Genomic DNA, 15,574 nt, shown 5'->3' with positions numbered 1-15,574 from the left:
ATCAAAAGTAATGAAACTGAAGCTTCTCGGTGCGGCCGGCATGGCCCTTTTCCTCGCTGCGTGTTCCGATCATGCGAACAAGAGCGCGAACACAGGTGCGGCTACACAGCAGGTCGGTCCGGCCCCGGGCAGCGAGGCTGATCTCGTCGCAACGGCTGGTGACCGCGTGCTGTTCGCACTGAACCAGAACACGCTGTCCAGCGATGCGAAGGCAACGCTCGACAAGCAGGCTGCCTGGCTGGCCAAGTACCCGCAGGTACACGTGCAGATCGCAGGCAACTGCGATGACCGTGGCACGGAAGAATACAACATCGCCCTGGGTGAGCGCCGTGCGAACGCCGCTCATGATTACCTGGTGGCGAAGGGTGTCGATGCGTCGCGCATCACCACCATCTCCTACGGCAAGGACCGTCCGACCGCCGTTGGCGATGACGAGGCATCCTGGGCCCAGAACCGTAACGCCATCACGGCGGTACAGTAATTTCCTGACAACGCTTTCCGTAGCGTTGCAGTATGGAACCGGCCGGGCGCCTATCGCTCGGCCGGTTTTGTTTTAGGTAGGCATGCTTAGTTGTTACAAGGGGTTTGGTCCATGCGGTCTGTGATGTCGGGTTTCCTTTCGGTCACCTCCCGTTCCCGGCGATGGGGCAGGGTGGGTATGCTGGCGGGCGGTGTCATGCTGGCCGGTCTTGGTGCCGCGCGGGCGGATGACAGCGGCAACCTGACCCTTCAGCTGCTTGACCGTGTCAATACGCTTGAACAGCAGACACGTGATATGCGGGGCCAGATCGACCAGCTGACCAATCAGGTCCAGCAGCAGAGCGCCGCCATGAACAAGCAGATCGAGGACATGAACTTTGCCATGCAGCATGGCCATGGCGGTACGACGGGTGGCGCCGCGCTGGCCGCACCCGTGGCCAGTCCCGCCGCGGCCCCTACGGCAAAGCGCAGCGCGGATGACCTGCTCAAGGCTGGCAATGACGCGCTGATGCAGCAGGATTTCGCGGCCGCGCAGGCTGATGCGCAGCAGGTGCTGTCCGGCCCCAAATCACCCCGGCAGGTGGATGCGCAGTATCTGCTGGCCCAGTCCCTGGCCGGGCAGAAGCAGTACCGCCAGTCAGCCCTTGCCTATTACGATGCGTATAACCGTGCGCCCCATGGCGCGCGCGCGCCCAGTGCACTGCTGGGGGTCGCGGCAACGCTTGTGGCGTTGAATGACAAGGCATCCGCCTGCCAGGCACTGGACAAGCTGGCGAGTGAATTCCCCGAACCGGCTGCGCGCATCAAGTCGGCCGAACAGGTCTATCGCAAACGCGCCAAGTGCGGCTGAATCATGCCTGGCCAGTCGCAGGATCTGGCTGAACCGCTGGATTTGCGGCATTTCGCCCCCATCATGGCGGCCCTTGGCCCATGGCCGGGGCACGGCGTGCCGGTGGCCATCGCGGTCTCGGGCGGGGCGGACAGCATGGCGCTGGCGGTATTGGCCCGTCAGTGGCGGCGTGATGTCGTGGGGCTGGTGGTTGACCACGGCCTGCGCGCCGAATCCCGGCGCGAGGCGGAGGAGACGGTCCGCCGCCTGTCCGCTTTTGGCATGCCCGCGCGCCTGCTGGTGCTGGAGGGGCTGGAACGTGGCCCCCGCATGGCCGAGCGGGCCCGCCGGATGCGCTATGAGGCCCTGTTCGCCGCCTGCCGCGACATGGGTGCGCTGGACCTGCTGGTCGCCCATCATGCAGGCGATCAGGCCGAAACGGTCCTGATGCGCGGACGGGCCGCAAGTGGGGCGGACGGGCTGGCGGCCATGGCGGTCACGACGCCAGTGCATGACGTCCGTATTGTCCGGCCCCTGCTGTCCTTTGGCAAACCGGCCCTTTATGCCACGGTAAGTGCAGCGGGCATCGCGTGGGTGGAAGACCCGTCCAACACCGACCTGCGTACCGAGCGTGCACGCGCGCGGCGGGTTCTGGCGGCCGATGCCAGCCTGGGCACCGCATTGCAAATGCACGCCCGCCATGCCGGGCAGGGCCGCATGGCCCGTGACCGGGAAGATGCGCGCTGGCTGGCTGCCCATGCCGGTTTCCATCCGGGGGGGTGGGTGGTGCTTCCCGCCGGTCTTGCGCCGCCACGGGTCCTGTCCGGCCTTGTGCGCGTGGTGGGGGGGCATGACTACCCGCCCGCGCGCGCGCGGATCAATTTACTCGCCCGGTCCCCAGAACCCGCGACGCTGGCAGGCGTTGCCATCATGCCATGGCGCGATGGGCAATGGATTGTCATGCGGGAGGAGGCGGCGATGGCACCCTCCATCACCGCCTGCGCGGGAGCGGTATGGGACCGGCGCTTCGCATTGCGCGCGCCAGCCCTGCCGCCGGGATGTGAAATGGGTGCGGCGGGGCCGGTGGCATCGTGGTGGCCCACGGGGCGGGGGCGCCCGGCCTGGCCGGCACGTGCGCTGCGTACATTGCCCGCGCTGTGGCAGGGGGGGCGGGTTGCTGCCGTGCCTCACATGGGTGTGTACGCGCAGGACTGGGCGACTGACGTGGTTTTCATGAACCATCCGCCCCAGCCCGTATTGCCTGACGCCCTGTTTGGCGGTGTGCAGCACGGTCCTTCGGGCCTGCTGTCATAAAAGGTGGTGGATTGGGGGTGTGAATATCCCTTGATCGTCCTATGTATGGTAGAACGTAGTGAACGTGGCGTCTGTTCATCTGCCCGAACCGGGGCGGTGGCGGAGGGGCCAGCGGATGGAACAAAAGGCAAGATGAACAATTTCGGCCGGAACCTGGCCCTGTGGGTTATCATCATCGTCCTGTTGCTGCTGCTGTTTAACGTTTTCCAGCCGGGAAGCGTGCAGCACGCATCACAGCAACTGGCATATTCCGATTTCATCGGAGACGTGAACAGCGGCCATGTCCGGTCCGTCGTCGTGCAGGAACACAATATCAGCGGCACGCTGACGGATGGCACGTCGTTTGACACCTATGCCCCGCAGGACCCGACGCTTATCCCCCGCCTGACGGAAAAGGGAATCGAAGTCGCGGCCAAGCCGCTTGAAAACGATACCAATCCCTTCCTGCGCTACCTGATCAATTACGCGCCGCTGCTGCTTATGGTGGGTGCGTGGATCTTCATCATGCGCCAGATGCAGTCGGGCGGCGGTCGTGCCATGGGCTTTGGCAAGTCGCGCGCACGCATGCTGACCGAAAAGCAGGGCCGCGTTACGTTCGATGACGTGGCGGGCATTGATGAGGCCAAGAGCGAACTGCAGGAAATCGTCGACTTCCTGCGCGACCCGCAGAAGTTCACCCGCCTGGGCGGCAAGATCCCCAAGGGCGTGCTGCTGGTCGGCCCCCCCGGCACCGGCAAGACGCTTCTGGCCCGTGCCATTGCGGGTGAGGCGAATGTTCCCTTCTTCACCATTTCCGGTTCCGACTTTGTCGAAATGTTCGTGGGTGTCGGCGCATCACGTGTCCGTGATATGTTCGAGCAGGGCAAGAAGGCGGCGCCCTGCATCATCTTCATTGATGAAATCGACGCCGTGGGCCGCCATCGTGGCGCGGGCCTGGGTGGCGGCAATGACGAGCGCGAGCAGACCCTGAACCAGATGCTGGTCGAGATGGACGGCTTTGACAGCAATGAGGGCGTGATCCTGATTGCCGCGACCAACCGCCCCGACGTTCTTGACCCTGCCCTGCTGCGCCCCGGCCGCTTTGACCGTCAGGTCGTGGTGCCCAACCCGGATGTGGCGGGCCGCGAGAAGATCCTGCGCGTGCACATGCGCAAGGTGCCGCTGGCTTCCGACGTGGACCCCAAGGTCATTGCCCGCGGCACGCCCGGGTTCTCGGGTGCGGACCTGGCCAACCTTGTCAATGAAGCCGCACTGATGGCCGCCCGCCTGGGCAAGCGCACGGTTGCGATGCTGGAGTTCGAGAACGCCAAGGACAAGGTGATGATGGGGGCCGAGCGCCGCTCGCTCGTCATGACCGAGGACGAGAAGAAGATGACCGCCTACCATGAAGGCGGCCATGCACTGGTCGGTATCCTGACCCCCGGTTCCGACCCGGTGCACAAGGCGACCATCATCCCGCGCGGCCGTGCGCTGGGCATGGTGATGAGCCTGCCGGAGAAGGATCGTTATTCCGAAAGCCGGTCATGGTGCATTGGCAAGCTGACCCTGGCCATGGGCGGGCGCGCGGCGGAGGAAATCATCTTTGGCCCCGACAACGTCTCCACCGGGGCATCGGGCGACATCAAGATGGCGACCGACGTGGCCCGCCGCATGGTGACCGAATGGGGCATGAGCGAAAAGCTGGGCATGGTGGCCTATGGCGGCAACGGGCAGGAAGTGTTCCTTGGCCACAGCGTGACCCAGAACAAGAATGTGTCCGAGGAAACGGCGCGCGAAATCGACAACGAGGTCCGCAAGCTGATCGATACGGCTTATGACCGTGCCCGGACCCTGCTGCTTGACCATATCGACCAGTTGCACAGGCTTGGTTCCGCCCTGCTGGAATATGAAACCCTGACGGGTGAGGAAATCCGCCAGGTACTGCGCGGCGAGAAGATCGAACGCGTGGTGGTGGATGATCCGATGCCGGAAAACCGGCGTCCGTCAGTGCCGCCATCGGCACCATCGGCCCCCGTGGCGCCACTGCCCGCGCCGAAAGGGGATAACGGTGTGGGCACGGCTCCCGCAGGCTAGGCTTGCAGGGCCTGATGGAAAGAGAACATGGCGGGGTAGCCGATGGCTGCCCCGCCATGTTTGTCTCTGGCATGGCATATACACGGAAAACTGCGGAACACTGCATGGACGACCGGCTGATCGAACCCCTGGCGCTGTTGCGGGGGAAGGCGGCGGAACAGGCCGTAACGACGGGACAGGCGCGTTGGCTGGCGGGCGGGCCGCATGCCTATGCGCTGGCCCGGCTGATCGGGGGGGATGAACCGGCCGGACGTATCGTGTCCGCCTGTGCCATACCATCCGGATGGGCGGCCTGTGCCGGGCGTGTGGACAGGCCCACCCCGGCTGCGGGCCTGCCGCCTGGCCCGCAGGTTATGGGGATCATCAACGTTACGCCTGACAGCTTCAGTGATGGCGGCCAGCATTACCATGTCCGTGCAGCGCTTGAATCCATACAGGCCATGCATGCCGCCGGTTGCCGGATTGTCGATATTGGCGGCGAAAGCACCCGCCCCGGTGCGCCACCCATTACCGCCGGGGAGGAATGGCGGCGCATCGGGCCGGTCATCCGCGCGGTCAGGGCCTGCACGGCGCTGGCCGGCATGGTCCTGTCGATTGATACGCGGCAGGCTTCGGTCATGGACCGGGCGCTGGATGCGGGGGCGGACCTTATCAATGATGTTTCGGCCCTGACCCATGATCCGGCAGCGCGCGCGGTGGTGGCGCGCCATGGCTGCCCGGTCGTACTCATGCACATGCGGGGCACGCCGGCGACCATGGCGGCCCATGCGGTGTATGATGACGTAGCGGTGGACGTGCTGCGCGAACTGTCCGCGCGGGTGGATGAGGCCGTGAGTGCCGGCATTGCGCGGGAGCGGATACTGATTGATCCGGGTATCGGATTTGCCAAGACGACGGAGGGCAATCTTGAATTGCTGGCACGCCTGCCGCTGCTGGCCAATCTTGGCTGCCGGGTGCTGCTGGGGGTGTCGCGCAAGCGGACGCTGGGTGAAATCTGCCACGAACCCGATGCGCTGCGCCGTGATCCGGCGACGGTTGCGGCCACGCTGCCGGGGCTGGTTTTTCCCGATGCCGTGCTGCGCGTTCATAATGTGACGGCAATGATGCAGGCCGTGCGCGTCAGTCAGGGGCTGGATCGCCCATAACAGGTAAGGTAGGTCGGTGTACGACAAGAACGCATCTGGAGATCCCCAGTAATGGTAAAGACAAGAAAGCTGTTCGGCACGGATGGAATCCGGGGCACCGCCAACCGTTTTCCAATGACTGTCGAAGTAGCGCAGAAACTGGGCCAGGCCGCAGGGTTGCGGTTCATTCAGGGCACGCATCGCCATAGCGTGCTGCTGGGCAAGGACACGCGCCTGTCGGGTTATATGATCGAATGCGCGCTTGTCTCGGGTTTCCTGTCGGCGGGCATGGATGTGACGCTGGTCGGCCCCATGCCTACCCCGGCCATCGCCATGCTTACCCGCTCGCTGCGGGCGGATCTGGGGGTCATGATATCGGCCTCCCACAACCCGTATGGTGATAACGGCATCAAGCTGTTCGGACCGGATGGCTTCAAGCTTTCGGATGAGACGGAAGCCGGGATCGAGGCGGATATGGGCATGGACCTGACCGACAGGCTGGCCGCCCCCGACCAGATCGGTCGCGCGTCGCGCCTGAATGACGCGGCCGGCCGGTATGTGGAAAATGCCAAGTCTTCCTTCCCGCGCGGGTTGCGGCTGGACGGGCTGCGCATTGTCATCGACTGCGCCAATGGCGCAGCCTACCGCGTGGCTCCCACCGCGCTGTGGGAACTGGGGGCGGAAGTGGTGCGCATCGGCTGTGACCCCGATGGTATCAACATCAATGAAGGATGCGGCTCCACCCGGCCCGAAGCCCTGTGTGCCGCGGTGCTGCGCCATCGGGCCGATATCGGGATAGCGCTTGATGGGGATGCGGACCGGGTGCTGATTTCCGATGAAAAGGGGCGGCTGATCGACGGAGACCAGATCCTGGCGCTGATCTCTACCTCCTGGGCGCGGCAGGGACGGCTGTCCGGGCGGCATATCGTGGCCACCGTCATGTCCAACATGGGGCTGGAGCGCTATCTGGAAACGCAGGGGCTGGAACTGGTGCGCACGGCGGTGGGGGACCGCTACGTGGTGGAGAAGATGCGCGAACTGGGTGCCAATATCGGGGGCGAACAGTCCGGGCACATGGTGCTGTCCGATTTCGCCACAACGGGAGACGGGCTGGTCGCGGCCCTGCAGGTGCTGGCCGAAGTGGTGGAGACAGGCCGCCCCGCCAGTGCGGTCTGCCGCATGTTCAGGCCCTATCCGCAACTGCTGCGCAATATCCGTTTTGTCGGCAGGAGCCCGCTGCACGACCCGCAGGTGAATGAAGCCCGCATGGCTGCGGAAAAGCGGCTGGGTGATCGTGGGCGCCTGCTGCTGCGTGAAAGCGGCACCGAACCGCTGGTGCGTGTAATGGTGGAAGCGGAAGACGAAGCACTGGTAAAGGAAGTGGTGGAAGATATGTGCGAATCCATCAACGCGATCCAGATGGCGGGCTGAAGTTCATGCGCGGGCGTATTCTCATCATGGCCGGGAGCGATAGCGGCGGCGGCGCCGGTATTCAGGCCGATATCAAGACCGTGACGGTGCTGGGCGGCTTTGCCATGACCGCCATCACGGCGCTGACGGCACAGAATACGCTTGGCGTGCACGACGTCATGCCGGTCGCGCCCGAATTCATCGTGGCGCAGATGCGCTGCGTCATGGATGACCTGGGGGTCGATGCCTTCAAGAGCGGCATGCTTGACCGACCGGAGGTGATCGAGGCGATCGCCGCCGTGCTGATGACATCCGCCGACGTGCCCTATGTGCTTGATCCGGTCATGGTGGCAAAGGGTGGAGCCGCGCTGCTGCATGACAGCGCGCTGGCGACCCTGCGCGACCGGCTGGTGCCGCTTGCCACCGTCCTGACCCCCAACCTGCCCGAGGCCGAAGCCCTGCTGGGCCGCCCCATTGCCCGGCGGGAGGACATGCAGGACGCGGCGCGCGAGCTGCTGGCGCTGGGCGCGCGCGCCGTGCTGCTCAAGGGCGGCCATATACAGGGTGATGAACTGGTGGATGTGCTGGTGGAACAGGGCGGCAGGATGGAGACATTCGCAAGCCCCCGCATCGCCACCCGTCATACCCATGGTACGGGCTGCACACTTGCCAGCGCCATTGCCACGGGACTGGGGCAGGGCATGACGTTGCGCGATGCCGTGGTGCGCGCACGGACCTATGTGCGCAACGCGATTGCCGCGGCCCCGGGTTATGGCGCGGGCTCCGGCCCGCTGGACCATGCGGTGGGCATCAGGATATAAATGAATTAACTGATTATTAATTAAATAAAGAATTAGAAATACGATTTACGAATAAATTACCGCTAATATATCGTCAACTTTAGGTTGTTGTAGCGATCACGCGCACGTATAGGTAGATAAGAACAAATATCTACTGGATGGTCGATATGAGAATTTTGCTAGTTGAGCCCAATGCCCGAAAAGTCGATGAGACCACCCGGCATATGGAAAAGGCCGGATTTACAGTCGATCATGTCGATACCGGTCATGATGCCCTCGGAATGTTAAAATCCTATAACTATGACCTGGCGGTCATGGACGTAAATCTGCCTGAGAGCCCGATCCGAAAGTTTTTGAACAATACCAGCCTGTTGTGATTCATCCGTCTTTGCAGAGAGATGGAGTGAATGGTGACATGGACTGGTATTGCCCGGCGCGAGTATAGCCGGGAAAGATTGCGATATCCATCGGACATGACGGACGGGGAGTGGACTTTGATCATGCCATTTGTGCCCCCGGCGAAACGGGGCGGTCGTCCGCGCACGACGGATATGCGCGAGGTGGTCAATGCGATGCTCTACATAGCCTCGGCCGGGTGTGCGTGGCGTCTGCTGCCGAAATGCTTTCCGCCGGTCTCGACCATCAGGCGCTATTTTTACGCCTGGCGTGATGCCGGAGTGTTCGAGGTCATGAATACGGTGCTGGTCATGAGCCTGCGCGAGATCGAGGGACGTGACGCCTCTCCGAGCGCGGGCGTGATTGACAGCCAGTCGGTGAAAACCACGGAAAGCGGCGGGATTTCGGGCTATGACGCGGGGAAGAAGGTCAAGGGCCGCAAGCGCCATATCGTGACGGATACCTGCGGCTTCCTGATCTTTCTCCTCGTTCATGCCGCTGATATCCAGGACCGTGATGGGGCCGTTGATGTTCTGGCAGCGATACGCAGGCGCTTTCCCTGGCTGCGCCACATCTTCGCTGATGGCGGCTATGCTGGCGACAAATTGCGATCCGCGCTCGCCTCCATGGGAAAATGGACCCTCGAAATCATCAGGCGGTCCGATACGGTGAAGGGTTTTCAGATCCTGCCGCGTCGCTGGGTGGTGGAACGGACATTCGCATGGCTGGGACGATGCAGGCGGCTCGCCAAAGATTGGGAACAATCCATTGCTTCCTCAACCGCATGGACATTGATCGCCTCAATCCGAATGCTCACACGACGGACAGCAAGGCATTGTCAGGGTTGAAAAACTTTCGGATCGGGCTCTGACATGGACGGGTTTGAAGTCATCCGTGTCAGCCGTGCCGCACGGGTGCCGACCCCGGTCATGGTCCTTTCGGAAGAGAAGGCCGCCACCGCAAAGGTAAAGGCATTTTCCACCGGCGCGGATGACTATGTGACCCGCCCCTACGAATCGATGGAACTGACGGCGCGGATGCAGGCGGTCATCCGCCGCTCCAAGGGGTATAGCGAGCCGACATTGCGCGCGGGCCAGCTGGAACTGTGCCTGGGGAGCCGGCAGGTCAGCGTACAGGGGCAGGGTGTGCACCTGACGGGCAAGGAATACATGATCCTGGAGCTGCTGCTGCTGCGCAAGGGCATGGTCCTGACCAAGGATGCCTTCCTCAATCACCTGTATGGCGGCATGGATGAGCCGGAAATGAAGATCATCGATGTCTTCATCTGCAAGCTGCGCAAGAAACTGCAGGTGGCCGGGGCGGGCCATCTCATCGCCACCGTATGGGGGCAGGGTTATGTACTGCGTGACGAGGCCATCCCGGCACTCGGGGCAGTGGAGGAGACACGGGTGCCGGTAACGGCTGCCTGAGTACAGGCAACGCTGCTGTTCCTGTCCTTCATGGCCGGTATGGCCATGCGACTGTCCGTATAAAGAAAAATGGCGGGTTCCCGTAAAGGAACCCGCCAAGGTTTTAAGTGATGATTCGATATGCGATGCCCCCATCGCCCCTGTGTTATGGCATTGATGTTTCCGGCCCGGACATGAGATAAATCAAACTCTGTCGGAATAATGCATATGTTTTTTCCGTCACATCTTTATTCCGCGCGTTGCATGGGACAGGATGCGCACATCAACCAGGATGGAAACAGGCAGCATGTCGATGGGAATAAAACGGGCGCTGGGACATCTTCATACAGGCGGTGCACTGCTGCTTGTCGCGTCCATCGGGCTTACAGCGTGCGAAAGCGTGCGCGACCAGATCACGGATAAGGAAAACAGCCTCGCCGCCGCCGGTTTTGTCGTGCGTCCCGCCAATGATCCCGAGCGGCAGGCAATGTTGCAGAAGCTTCCCCCCAACCGGTTTTTGCAGAAATCGTTCGGGGATCACATGCTGTACATCTATTCCGACCCGAAGGTGTGCAATTGCCTGTATGTCGGCAACCAGGCGGCCTATGGGCGCTACATGTCCTATGTGCAGGCCCAGAATCTGGCTGACCAGCAGCAGATGACAGCGGATATGTACCAGGATGCCTCATGGAACTGGGGCATGTGGGGCTGGGGTGGAGGCTGGGGCGGCCCATGGGGCGGCGGCTGGTGGTAACACTGACCAGACCGCAGCGGGCGGAACGGGTGGAAATTCAGCCCGGTTTTTGGCGGTGGTCGGCATAGACGATCATCTGCCATGCCTCCTTCGTGCCCAGCCGGTGCGGGTGGGCATGGATGGGCGGCAGGAGATGCCCTTCGCTTATGGCTATCTCCACCCCGCATCCTACGCAGCGGTAGATGCCTGAATGGGGGGCGACGGTACGGGGGGGATGGATCTTGTCAAATTCAGGATCGGTCCACGTGTCGACAAACTGTGCGGACTGGTAGAGCGCCATCCCCTTCTCCATAGTTCCCATCGGTTGCCCGGCCTGCCCGGCATATGCCGGAGCTGTAAAATTACCTTTAACATACATGTTATGGTTTACCATCCGGTGCGGCCATGTAGCAGCCCGCCGGTTTGTATACGCATGTGTGCATTGAAGGCCATGACTGAAACGGGCCGGAACCATTAAAGTATAGACAGGCCCTGTTATTCAGGCCCGCATCATGGCTGGTCTGGCGAATTCAGTGTAACGGCCTGGTCAACTGTTTGTGTAACAACGGCATTGATGCCGCCCCGCGCCGCGATCCGCTGGAAGGGATCGTTATCGTCATTGAATGTCGGATCAAGATGGTCGTCGCGCAGGGTGCCATAGACCTGGAAATACATGTCGGGGCGGGCCGGGATCGTATCCATCGTCCATGTCCAGTCAGGGGACAGGAGGGCACTGGCCCCCATGCGTGCGCAGGGGTGGCTGCGTGACAGGGTCACGGCGCCGGTAGTCACGAGGGCGGCCTGCGGGCGGTGATAGGTACCATCACCGCCAATATCTTCCATCTGCAGGTTACGGCGGCGGGTTTCTTCCGCGCTGGATATGCCGCGCCAGCCATCACCATCCGGGTTGGCATGGGCGCGGTCGAGCGGGTCGGCAGCGGGACCAAAGGCATGGCCTGCGTAATTGAACACGGTGCCGGCAGGCACATGCACCGGCATCTGCCCCGATGGTGCCTGCACGAAGCTGTCCTGCACCGGATGCTGTTCCAGACACAGCTGGATTTCACCTGCTGCCCGGGCGGTGGACAGGGGCCACCCCATTCCCGTGGCTGTCCAGCCTATGCCCATGCAGGCCAGCAGGACACGTATACCCGCCCGGGCGCGTGGCAGGGCCGGCCTGCCACGCGCACCATGCCGCAATGCGCGGCACGACCCTGCCGTGCTACGCATGGAGAAGGACCGGAAGCACCCGTAAGGGTCAGTGACCGGCGGTCTTTTTGCCATTGCCGGAGCCCTGTGGCTGCCCATTGGGGGAGCCGACCATGTCTTCGGATACGAAGCGGATGCTGTTCTGGGCTTCCTGCAGGGCATTGTCGGCGCCCTTGGTGTCCTTGCCCGCCAGCAGGTTGGTTGCGCGATAGACATCGCTGGCACTGGCATCAAGCGGGGCGATGGCCAGAACGAAATCGACATCCACGGCCGCGACCTGCAGGTTCTGCGCCGCCTGCGCGGGCTTGCCCTTGTTCAGGCTGGTATTGGCCGAGTTCACGGCGGTAGCCTTGGTGGAAGTAGGCTCCAGATCCTCGGTTACAATGTATTCGCCATCAACCGGCAGCCACGCAACCGGCTTGGTGGAGGGGGCGGCGGCTGGGGCGGGTGCGCCCGTCGGGGCCTTTTTGGGCGGGGTGAGCTGGGCTTCCGCCTTCATGAACACCCTGTTGTCGCTCTTGGCGCGCTGCAGGGCGTTATTGGCATCGGTCAGCAGCTTCACGGCGCCAGCGGTGTCGTTGTTGGCCAGCGCGGTGCGGGCCATGGCGATGTCGTCAAACGCGCGGCTGCCATCGGCCGAGAGCTTGGCGAAATCACGGTTGACCGCACGCCCGGCGGATGATGCCGCATGGGCCGAGCCCATTGCGGTTCCAAGCATGAGCAGGGCGGCAGGCAGGAAGGCGATTTTCTTCATGGTTCATACTCCGGTCTTTGCGGCGCCATCATCGCCTGCCGCCCTGCGTAACAAAAGATGGCACAACGCAATGCGGCTGCCCTGTCATCGCATGTCAGGCCAGAACGGGAACATGCATGTAAAATGCGGTATGGTCATGTTTCGGGCATGCGGTAGTATGGGGGCGTGCCGCGCCCGTCCGGGCGCCGGCCCGATTGATCAAGGAATGAACCATGTCTGACTGTACAACCAAGTGCCCGTCCAAGTCTCCGTGCATGAAGGGTATTCTGGTTTTTGGCGCGATTGCCGGCCTTATCGTGTTTTTCCTCAAGAAAAAGAAGTGCAACGGCTGATCCGGCCTGATTGCATGCCGGTCGTGCCCCGCGTGGGCATGGCCGTGCAGGCGCACGACCCGGTAGCGGCATGACACAGGCCTGCCGTCGTATCATCCATGTGGACATGGATGCGTTCTATGCCTCGGTCGAGCAGCGCGACAACCTGGCCCTGCGCGGGCGGCCGGTTGCCGTGGGCAGCCCCGGACGCCGTGGCGTCGTGGCCGCCGCCAGTTATGAAGCCCGGCGCTTCGGGGTCCGTTCGGCCATGCCTTCGGTCACGGCGCTGCGTAAATGCCCTGACCTGGTATTCGTACCGCCCCGCTTTGAGGTGTACCGTGCCGTCTCGGCGCAGGTACATGGCATATTTTCCCGCTTTACCAGCCTGATCCAGCCGCTTTCACTTGATGAAGCCTATCTGGATGTAACGCGGCCGCTGCTGCCCTACCCATCGGCTACGGCCATTGCCACCGCCATCCGGGGGCTGATCCATGCCGAGACGGGGCTCACCGCATCGGCGGGCGTGTCCTACAACAAATTCCTGGCCAAGCTGGCATCGGACTATCGCAAACCCGACGGCCAGTTTGTCATTACACCGGCCATGGGGGCGGATTTCGTGGCTGACCTGCCGGTGGAAGCCTTTCATGGCATCGGGCCTGCCACCGCTGCGCGCATGAACGCGCTGGGTATCCACACGGGGCTGGACCTGCGTGGCCAGCCGCTGTCGCGCCTGCTGCGGCATTTCGGCAAGGCGGCGGATTTCTATTACGGTATTGCGCGGGGGCTTGATGAACGCCCGGTCGAGGTCAACCGGCCGCGCCGTTCGGTAGGGGCGGAAAAAACATTCGAGACCGATATCCATGACTGGTCCGCCGCATGTGACAGCGTGGCCGACCTGTCGGCACGGGTATGGAACCGCTGCACGGCCCGCAGCCTGACGGGCGTTACCGTTACCATAAAGCTGAAATACAATGATTTTCGCCAGATCGTGCGCGGGCGCACGGCGGCGGAACCGGTGCGTGACGCACCCGACCTGACCGATCGGGCGCAGGGGTTACTGGCCCCGTGTTTTCCCCTGCCACGGGGCATCCGGCTGCTGGGCATTACCGTATCCGGACTGCGCGCGCAGGATACGCAGCCCGCGCCCCGGCAACTGGCGCTGTTCGGGTAAAAGACGGTTCCCGGGAATGGGTGTTTCCGGAAGAGCGTTTTCCACGATGGCCCGTGCCTTGTTGCCACTGCAGTATTGCCAGAGCAGTCTTGAGGAAAATCCGCCCTTCCTTTTTCGTTGCGTAATGCAAATGGATTCGTCAGGTCGTCCATCCTGTGAAAGGATGGCACCGTATCGACAACCCACAGGATGCGGGAAAAACCTCCATGGCAGAGTCCGGACGGGTCATCATGGTTTCAGGGGCCGCGCGTGGCATGGGGGCTGCCATTGCCCGCAGGTTTCACGACGCGGGCTGGCATGTCAGCCTTGGCATGCGCACCCCGCACATGCCCGCATGGGCTGACGGGGAACGGGTGCTGGTGTCCCGCTATGACGCGCTTGACGCCACGACCGAAGCCGCGTGGGTGAAGGAAACGCAGGGCCGTTTCGGGCGGATTGACGCCGTTGTGGCCAATGCGGGCATCGGGACGTGGAAAAGCGTCATCGACATTTCCGAACGCGATATGGACGACATGCTGGAGGTCCATGTCAAAAGTCCCCGCAGGCTTGTGGCCGCCGCATGGGACCAGCTGGTGGCCTGTGGGCAGGGGCGGGTGATCATCATCGGCTCACTGTCCAGCAAACGGGTTTATGATGCGGATTCGGGGGCCTATGCCGTATCCAAATTCGGGTCGCTGGCGCTGGCGCACGCCATCCGCCATGCAGGTTTTGACCATGGCATCCGTTCGACCGTCATCTGTCCCGGTTTTGTCAGGACGGATATGGTGGCTGGCATGATGGCGGACCTGAAAATGACCCCGCCCGAGGAAATCGGCCGTATTGCCCACTTCCTTGTCACGTCTCCTAATGAGGTCAGCATTTCCGAAGTGCCGGTCAACTGCCGGGCGGAAGAAAGCTTCTGACCCGGTGGTCCGTCACCACCCGCTGAGTCCCGGCTGGCCAGTCAGGTCAGCGGATCGGCAGGCAGGGGTTCGGGCCGCAGGTCGGCGGGCAGGTACAGCGGGTGTTCCGGCCGGCCCGAACGGCGGCTCAGGCGCATGGCGCTGACGGTAATGCCGTGCTGCTGGAGCATCCGCACCACTTCGGGCCCGCGTGGCAGCAGGCTCTTGATCTGGGGGGAGCCGTAGGCCGCGATCACCAGGCTGGCCCGGCGCGCCATGTCCAGCAGGTGGCGGTCATTATCAGGCCCGACCGGGTCAGGCACTTCCGTCAGGCGTTTCTGGTCGGTGCAGCGATAGGCGAACGTGTTGCCCACCAGTAGCGTGCCGTATCCCCATGCGCGGGCGTAACGCTGGCACTTGGCCACCGTACGGTCATCCCCGTCCTCGGTCGCGACCGACGGGTTCATCATCAGCCACATGACAGCGGGGCGATCCGCATCCCACGTACGTATCAGTTCATAGCGGTAGCATCTGTCCGGCCCACCATAGACGGCCCTGCTGACCACGTCATCAGCCAGGCGCAGCGGACGGGAAGAACCCACATGGTGGGTGGAAGGCGGCTTGGTATCCATGGCCGTATTCATACGCATGGCCGCGCGGAGATCCACCCCGCGCGGCCA

General features: G+C 62.9%; 17 protein-coding genes. 13 read left to right on the top strand and 4 right to left on the bottom strand.

What is annotated here, in order from left to right; genetic code table 11:
• Positions 1-10: 10 nt before the first annotated feature.
• The 11 genes from pal to LDL32_RS09815 all read left to right on the top strand — a co-directional run bounded on the left by pal (position 11) and on the right by LDL32_RS09815 (position 10,589).
• Positions 11-481, top strand: a complete 471-nt coding sequence (pal, locus tag LDL32_RS09865) for a peptidoglycan-associated lipoprotein Pal (protein WP_233066389.1) — start codon at positions 11-13, stop codon at positions 479-481.
• 111 nt (positions 482-592) lie between these two features.
• Positions 593-1,330 (top strand): hypothetical protein, encoded by a 738-nt coding sequence (locus LDL32_RS09860; RefSeq protein ID WP_233066387.1) that lies wholly within the window; start codon positions 593-595, stop codon positions 1,328-1,330.
• 3 nt (positions 1,331-1,333) lie between these two features.
• A complete protein-coding gene (gene tilS / locus LDL32_RS09855) occupies positions 1,334-2,623 on the top strand; it encodes a tRNA lysidine(34) synthetase TilS (protein ID WP_233066385.1) in 1,290 nt (429 codons plus the stop codon).
• 132 nt (positions 2,624-2,755) lie between these two features.
• A complete protein-coding gene (ftsH, locus tag LDL32_RS09850; protein WP_233066383.1) occupies positions 2,756-4,696 on the top strand; it encodes an ATP-dependent zinc metalloprotease FtsH in 1,941 nt (646 codons plus the stop codon).
• Between the two features lie 104 nt (positions 4,697-4,800).
• On the top strand, positions 4,801-5,841 hold the full coding sequence (gene folP, locus LDL32_RS09845; RefSeq protein WP_233066381.1) for a dihydropteroate synthase: 1,041 nt from the start codon (positions 4,801-4,803) through the stop codon (positions 5,839-5,841).
• A 51-nt stretch (positions 5,842-5,892) separates the two neighbouring features.
• Positions 5,893-7,251, top strand: coding sequence for a phosphoglucosamine mutase (glmM, locus tag LDL32_RS09840; RefSeq protein WP_233066379.1), 1,359 nt, complete (start codon positions 5,893-5,895; stop codon positions 7,249-7,251).
• A gap of 5 nt (positions 7,252-7,256) precedes the next feature.
• Complete coding sequence (gene thiD, locus LDL32_RS09835; RefSeq protein WP_233066377.1) at positions 7,257-8,051, top strand: bifunctional hydroxymethylpyrimidine kinase/phosphomethylpyrimidine kinase; 795 nt, start codon at positions 7,257-7,259, stop codon at positions 8,049-8,051.
• A gap of 137 nt (positions 8,052-8,188) precedes the next feature.
• Complete coding sequence (locus tag LDL32_RS09830; RefSeq protein WP_233066375.1) at positions 8,189-8,407, top strand: response regulator; 219 nt, start codon at positions 8,189-8,191, stop codon at positions 8,405-8,407.
• 30 nt (positions 8,408-8,437) lie between these two features.
• Complete coding sequence (locus tag LDL32_RS09825) at positions 8,438-9,274, top strand: IS5 family transposase (protein WP_048856220.1); 837 nt, start codon at positions 8,438-8,440, stop codon at positions 9,272-9,274.
• Between the two features lie 24 nt (positions 9,275-9,298).
• Positions 9,299-9,856, top strand: a complete 558-nt coding sequence (locus LDL32_RS09820) for a response regulator transcription factor (protein WP_233066373.1) — start codon at positions 9,299-9,301, stop codon at positions 9,854-9,856.
• Positions 9,857-10,142: 286 nt separating this feature from the next.
• A complete protein-coding gene (locus LDL32_RS09815; RefSeq protein WP_233066371.1) occupies positions 10,143-10,589 on the top strand; it encodes a hypothetical protein in 447 nt (148 codons plus the stop codon).
• Positions 10,590-10,626: 37 nt separating this feature from the next.
• On the opposite strand, the gene LDL32_RS09810 is transcribed toward LDL32_RS09815, so the two are convergent.
• The 3 genes from LDL32_RS09810 to LDL32_RS09800 all read right to left on the bottom strand — a co-directional run bounded on the left by LDL32_RS09810 (position 10,627) and on the right by LDL32_RS09800 (position 12,531).
• Positions 10,627-10,869, bottom strand: coding sequence for a hypothetical protein (locus tag LDL32_RS09810; RefSeq protein ID WP_233068821.1), 243 nt, complete (start codon positions 10,867-10,869; stop codon positions 10,627-10,629).
• A gap of 209 nt (positions 10,870-11,078) precedes the next feature.
• Positions 11,079-11,696 (bottom strand): hypothetical protein, encoded by a 618-nt coding sequence (locus LDL32_RS09805; RefSeq protein ID WP_233068819.1) that lies wholly within the window; start codon positions 11,694-11,696, stop codon positions 11,079-11,081.
• Between the two features lie 130 nt (positions 11,697-11,826).
• Positions 11,827-12,531, bottom strand: coding sequence for a YfdX family protein (locus LDL32_RS09800; protein WP_233066369.1), 705 nt, complete (start codon positions 12,529-12,531; stop codon positions 11,827-11,829).
• 402 nt (positions 12,532-12,933) lie between these two features.
• On the opposite strand from LDL32_RS09800, the gene dinB reads away from it, so the two are divergent.
• Both dinB and LDL32_RS09790 read left to right on the top strand, forming a co-directional pair.
• Positions 12,934-14,013: a DNA polymerase IV gene (gene dinB, locus LDL32_RS09795; protein WP_233066367.1), complete on the top strand. Its 1,080-nt coding sequence runs from the start codon at positions 12,934-12,936 to the stop codon at positions 14,011-14,013.
• Positions 14,014-14,219: 206 nt separating this feature from the next.
• On the top strand, positions 14,220-14,915 hold the full coding sequence (locus LDL32_RS09790; protein WP_233066365.1) for an SDR family NAD(P)-dependent oxidoreductase: 696 nt from the start codon (positions 14,220-14,222) through the stop codon (positions 14,913-14,915).
• 41 nt (positions 14,916-14,956) lie between these two features.
• Here the strand turns inward: LDL32_RS09790 and LDL32_RS09785 are convergent, their stop codons facing one another.
• On the bottom strand, positions 14,957-15,544 hold the full coding sequence (locus LDL32_RS09785; protein WP_233066362.1) for a DUF1643 domain-containing protein: 588 nt from the start codon (positions 15,542-15,544) through the stop codon (positions 14,957-14,959).
• Positions 15,545-15,574 lie beyond the last annotated feature (30 nt).

This window comes from Komagataeibacter sp. FNDCF1 (assembly GCF_021295335.1).
Classification (GTDB): domain Bacteria; phylum Pseudomonadota; class Alphaproteobacteria; order Acetobacterales; family Acetobacteraceae; genus Komagataeibacter.
Note: the sequence above shows the minus strand (reverse complement) of the source record. Positions and strands in the feature narration are given on the sequence as shown.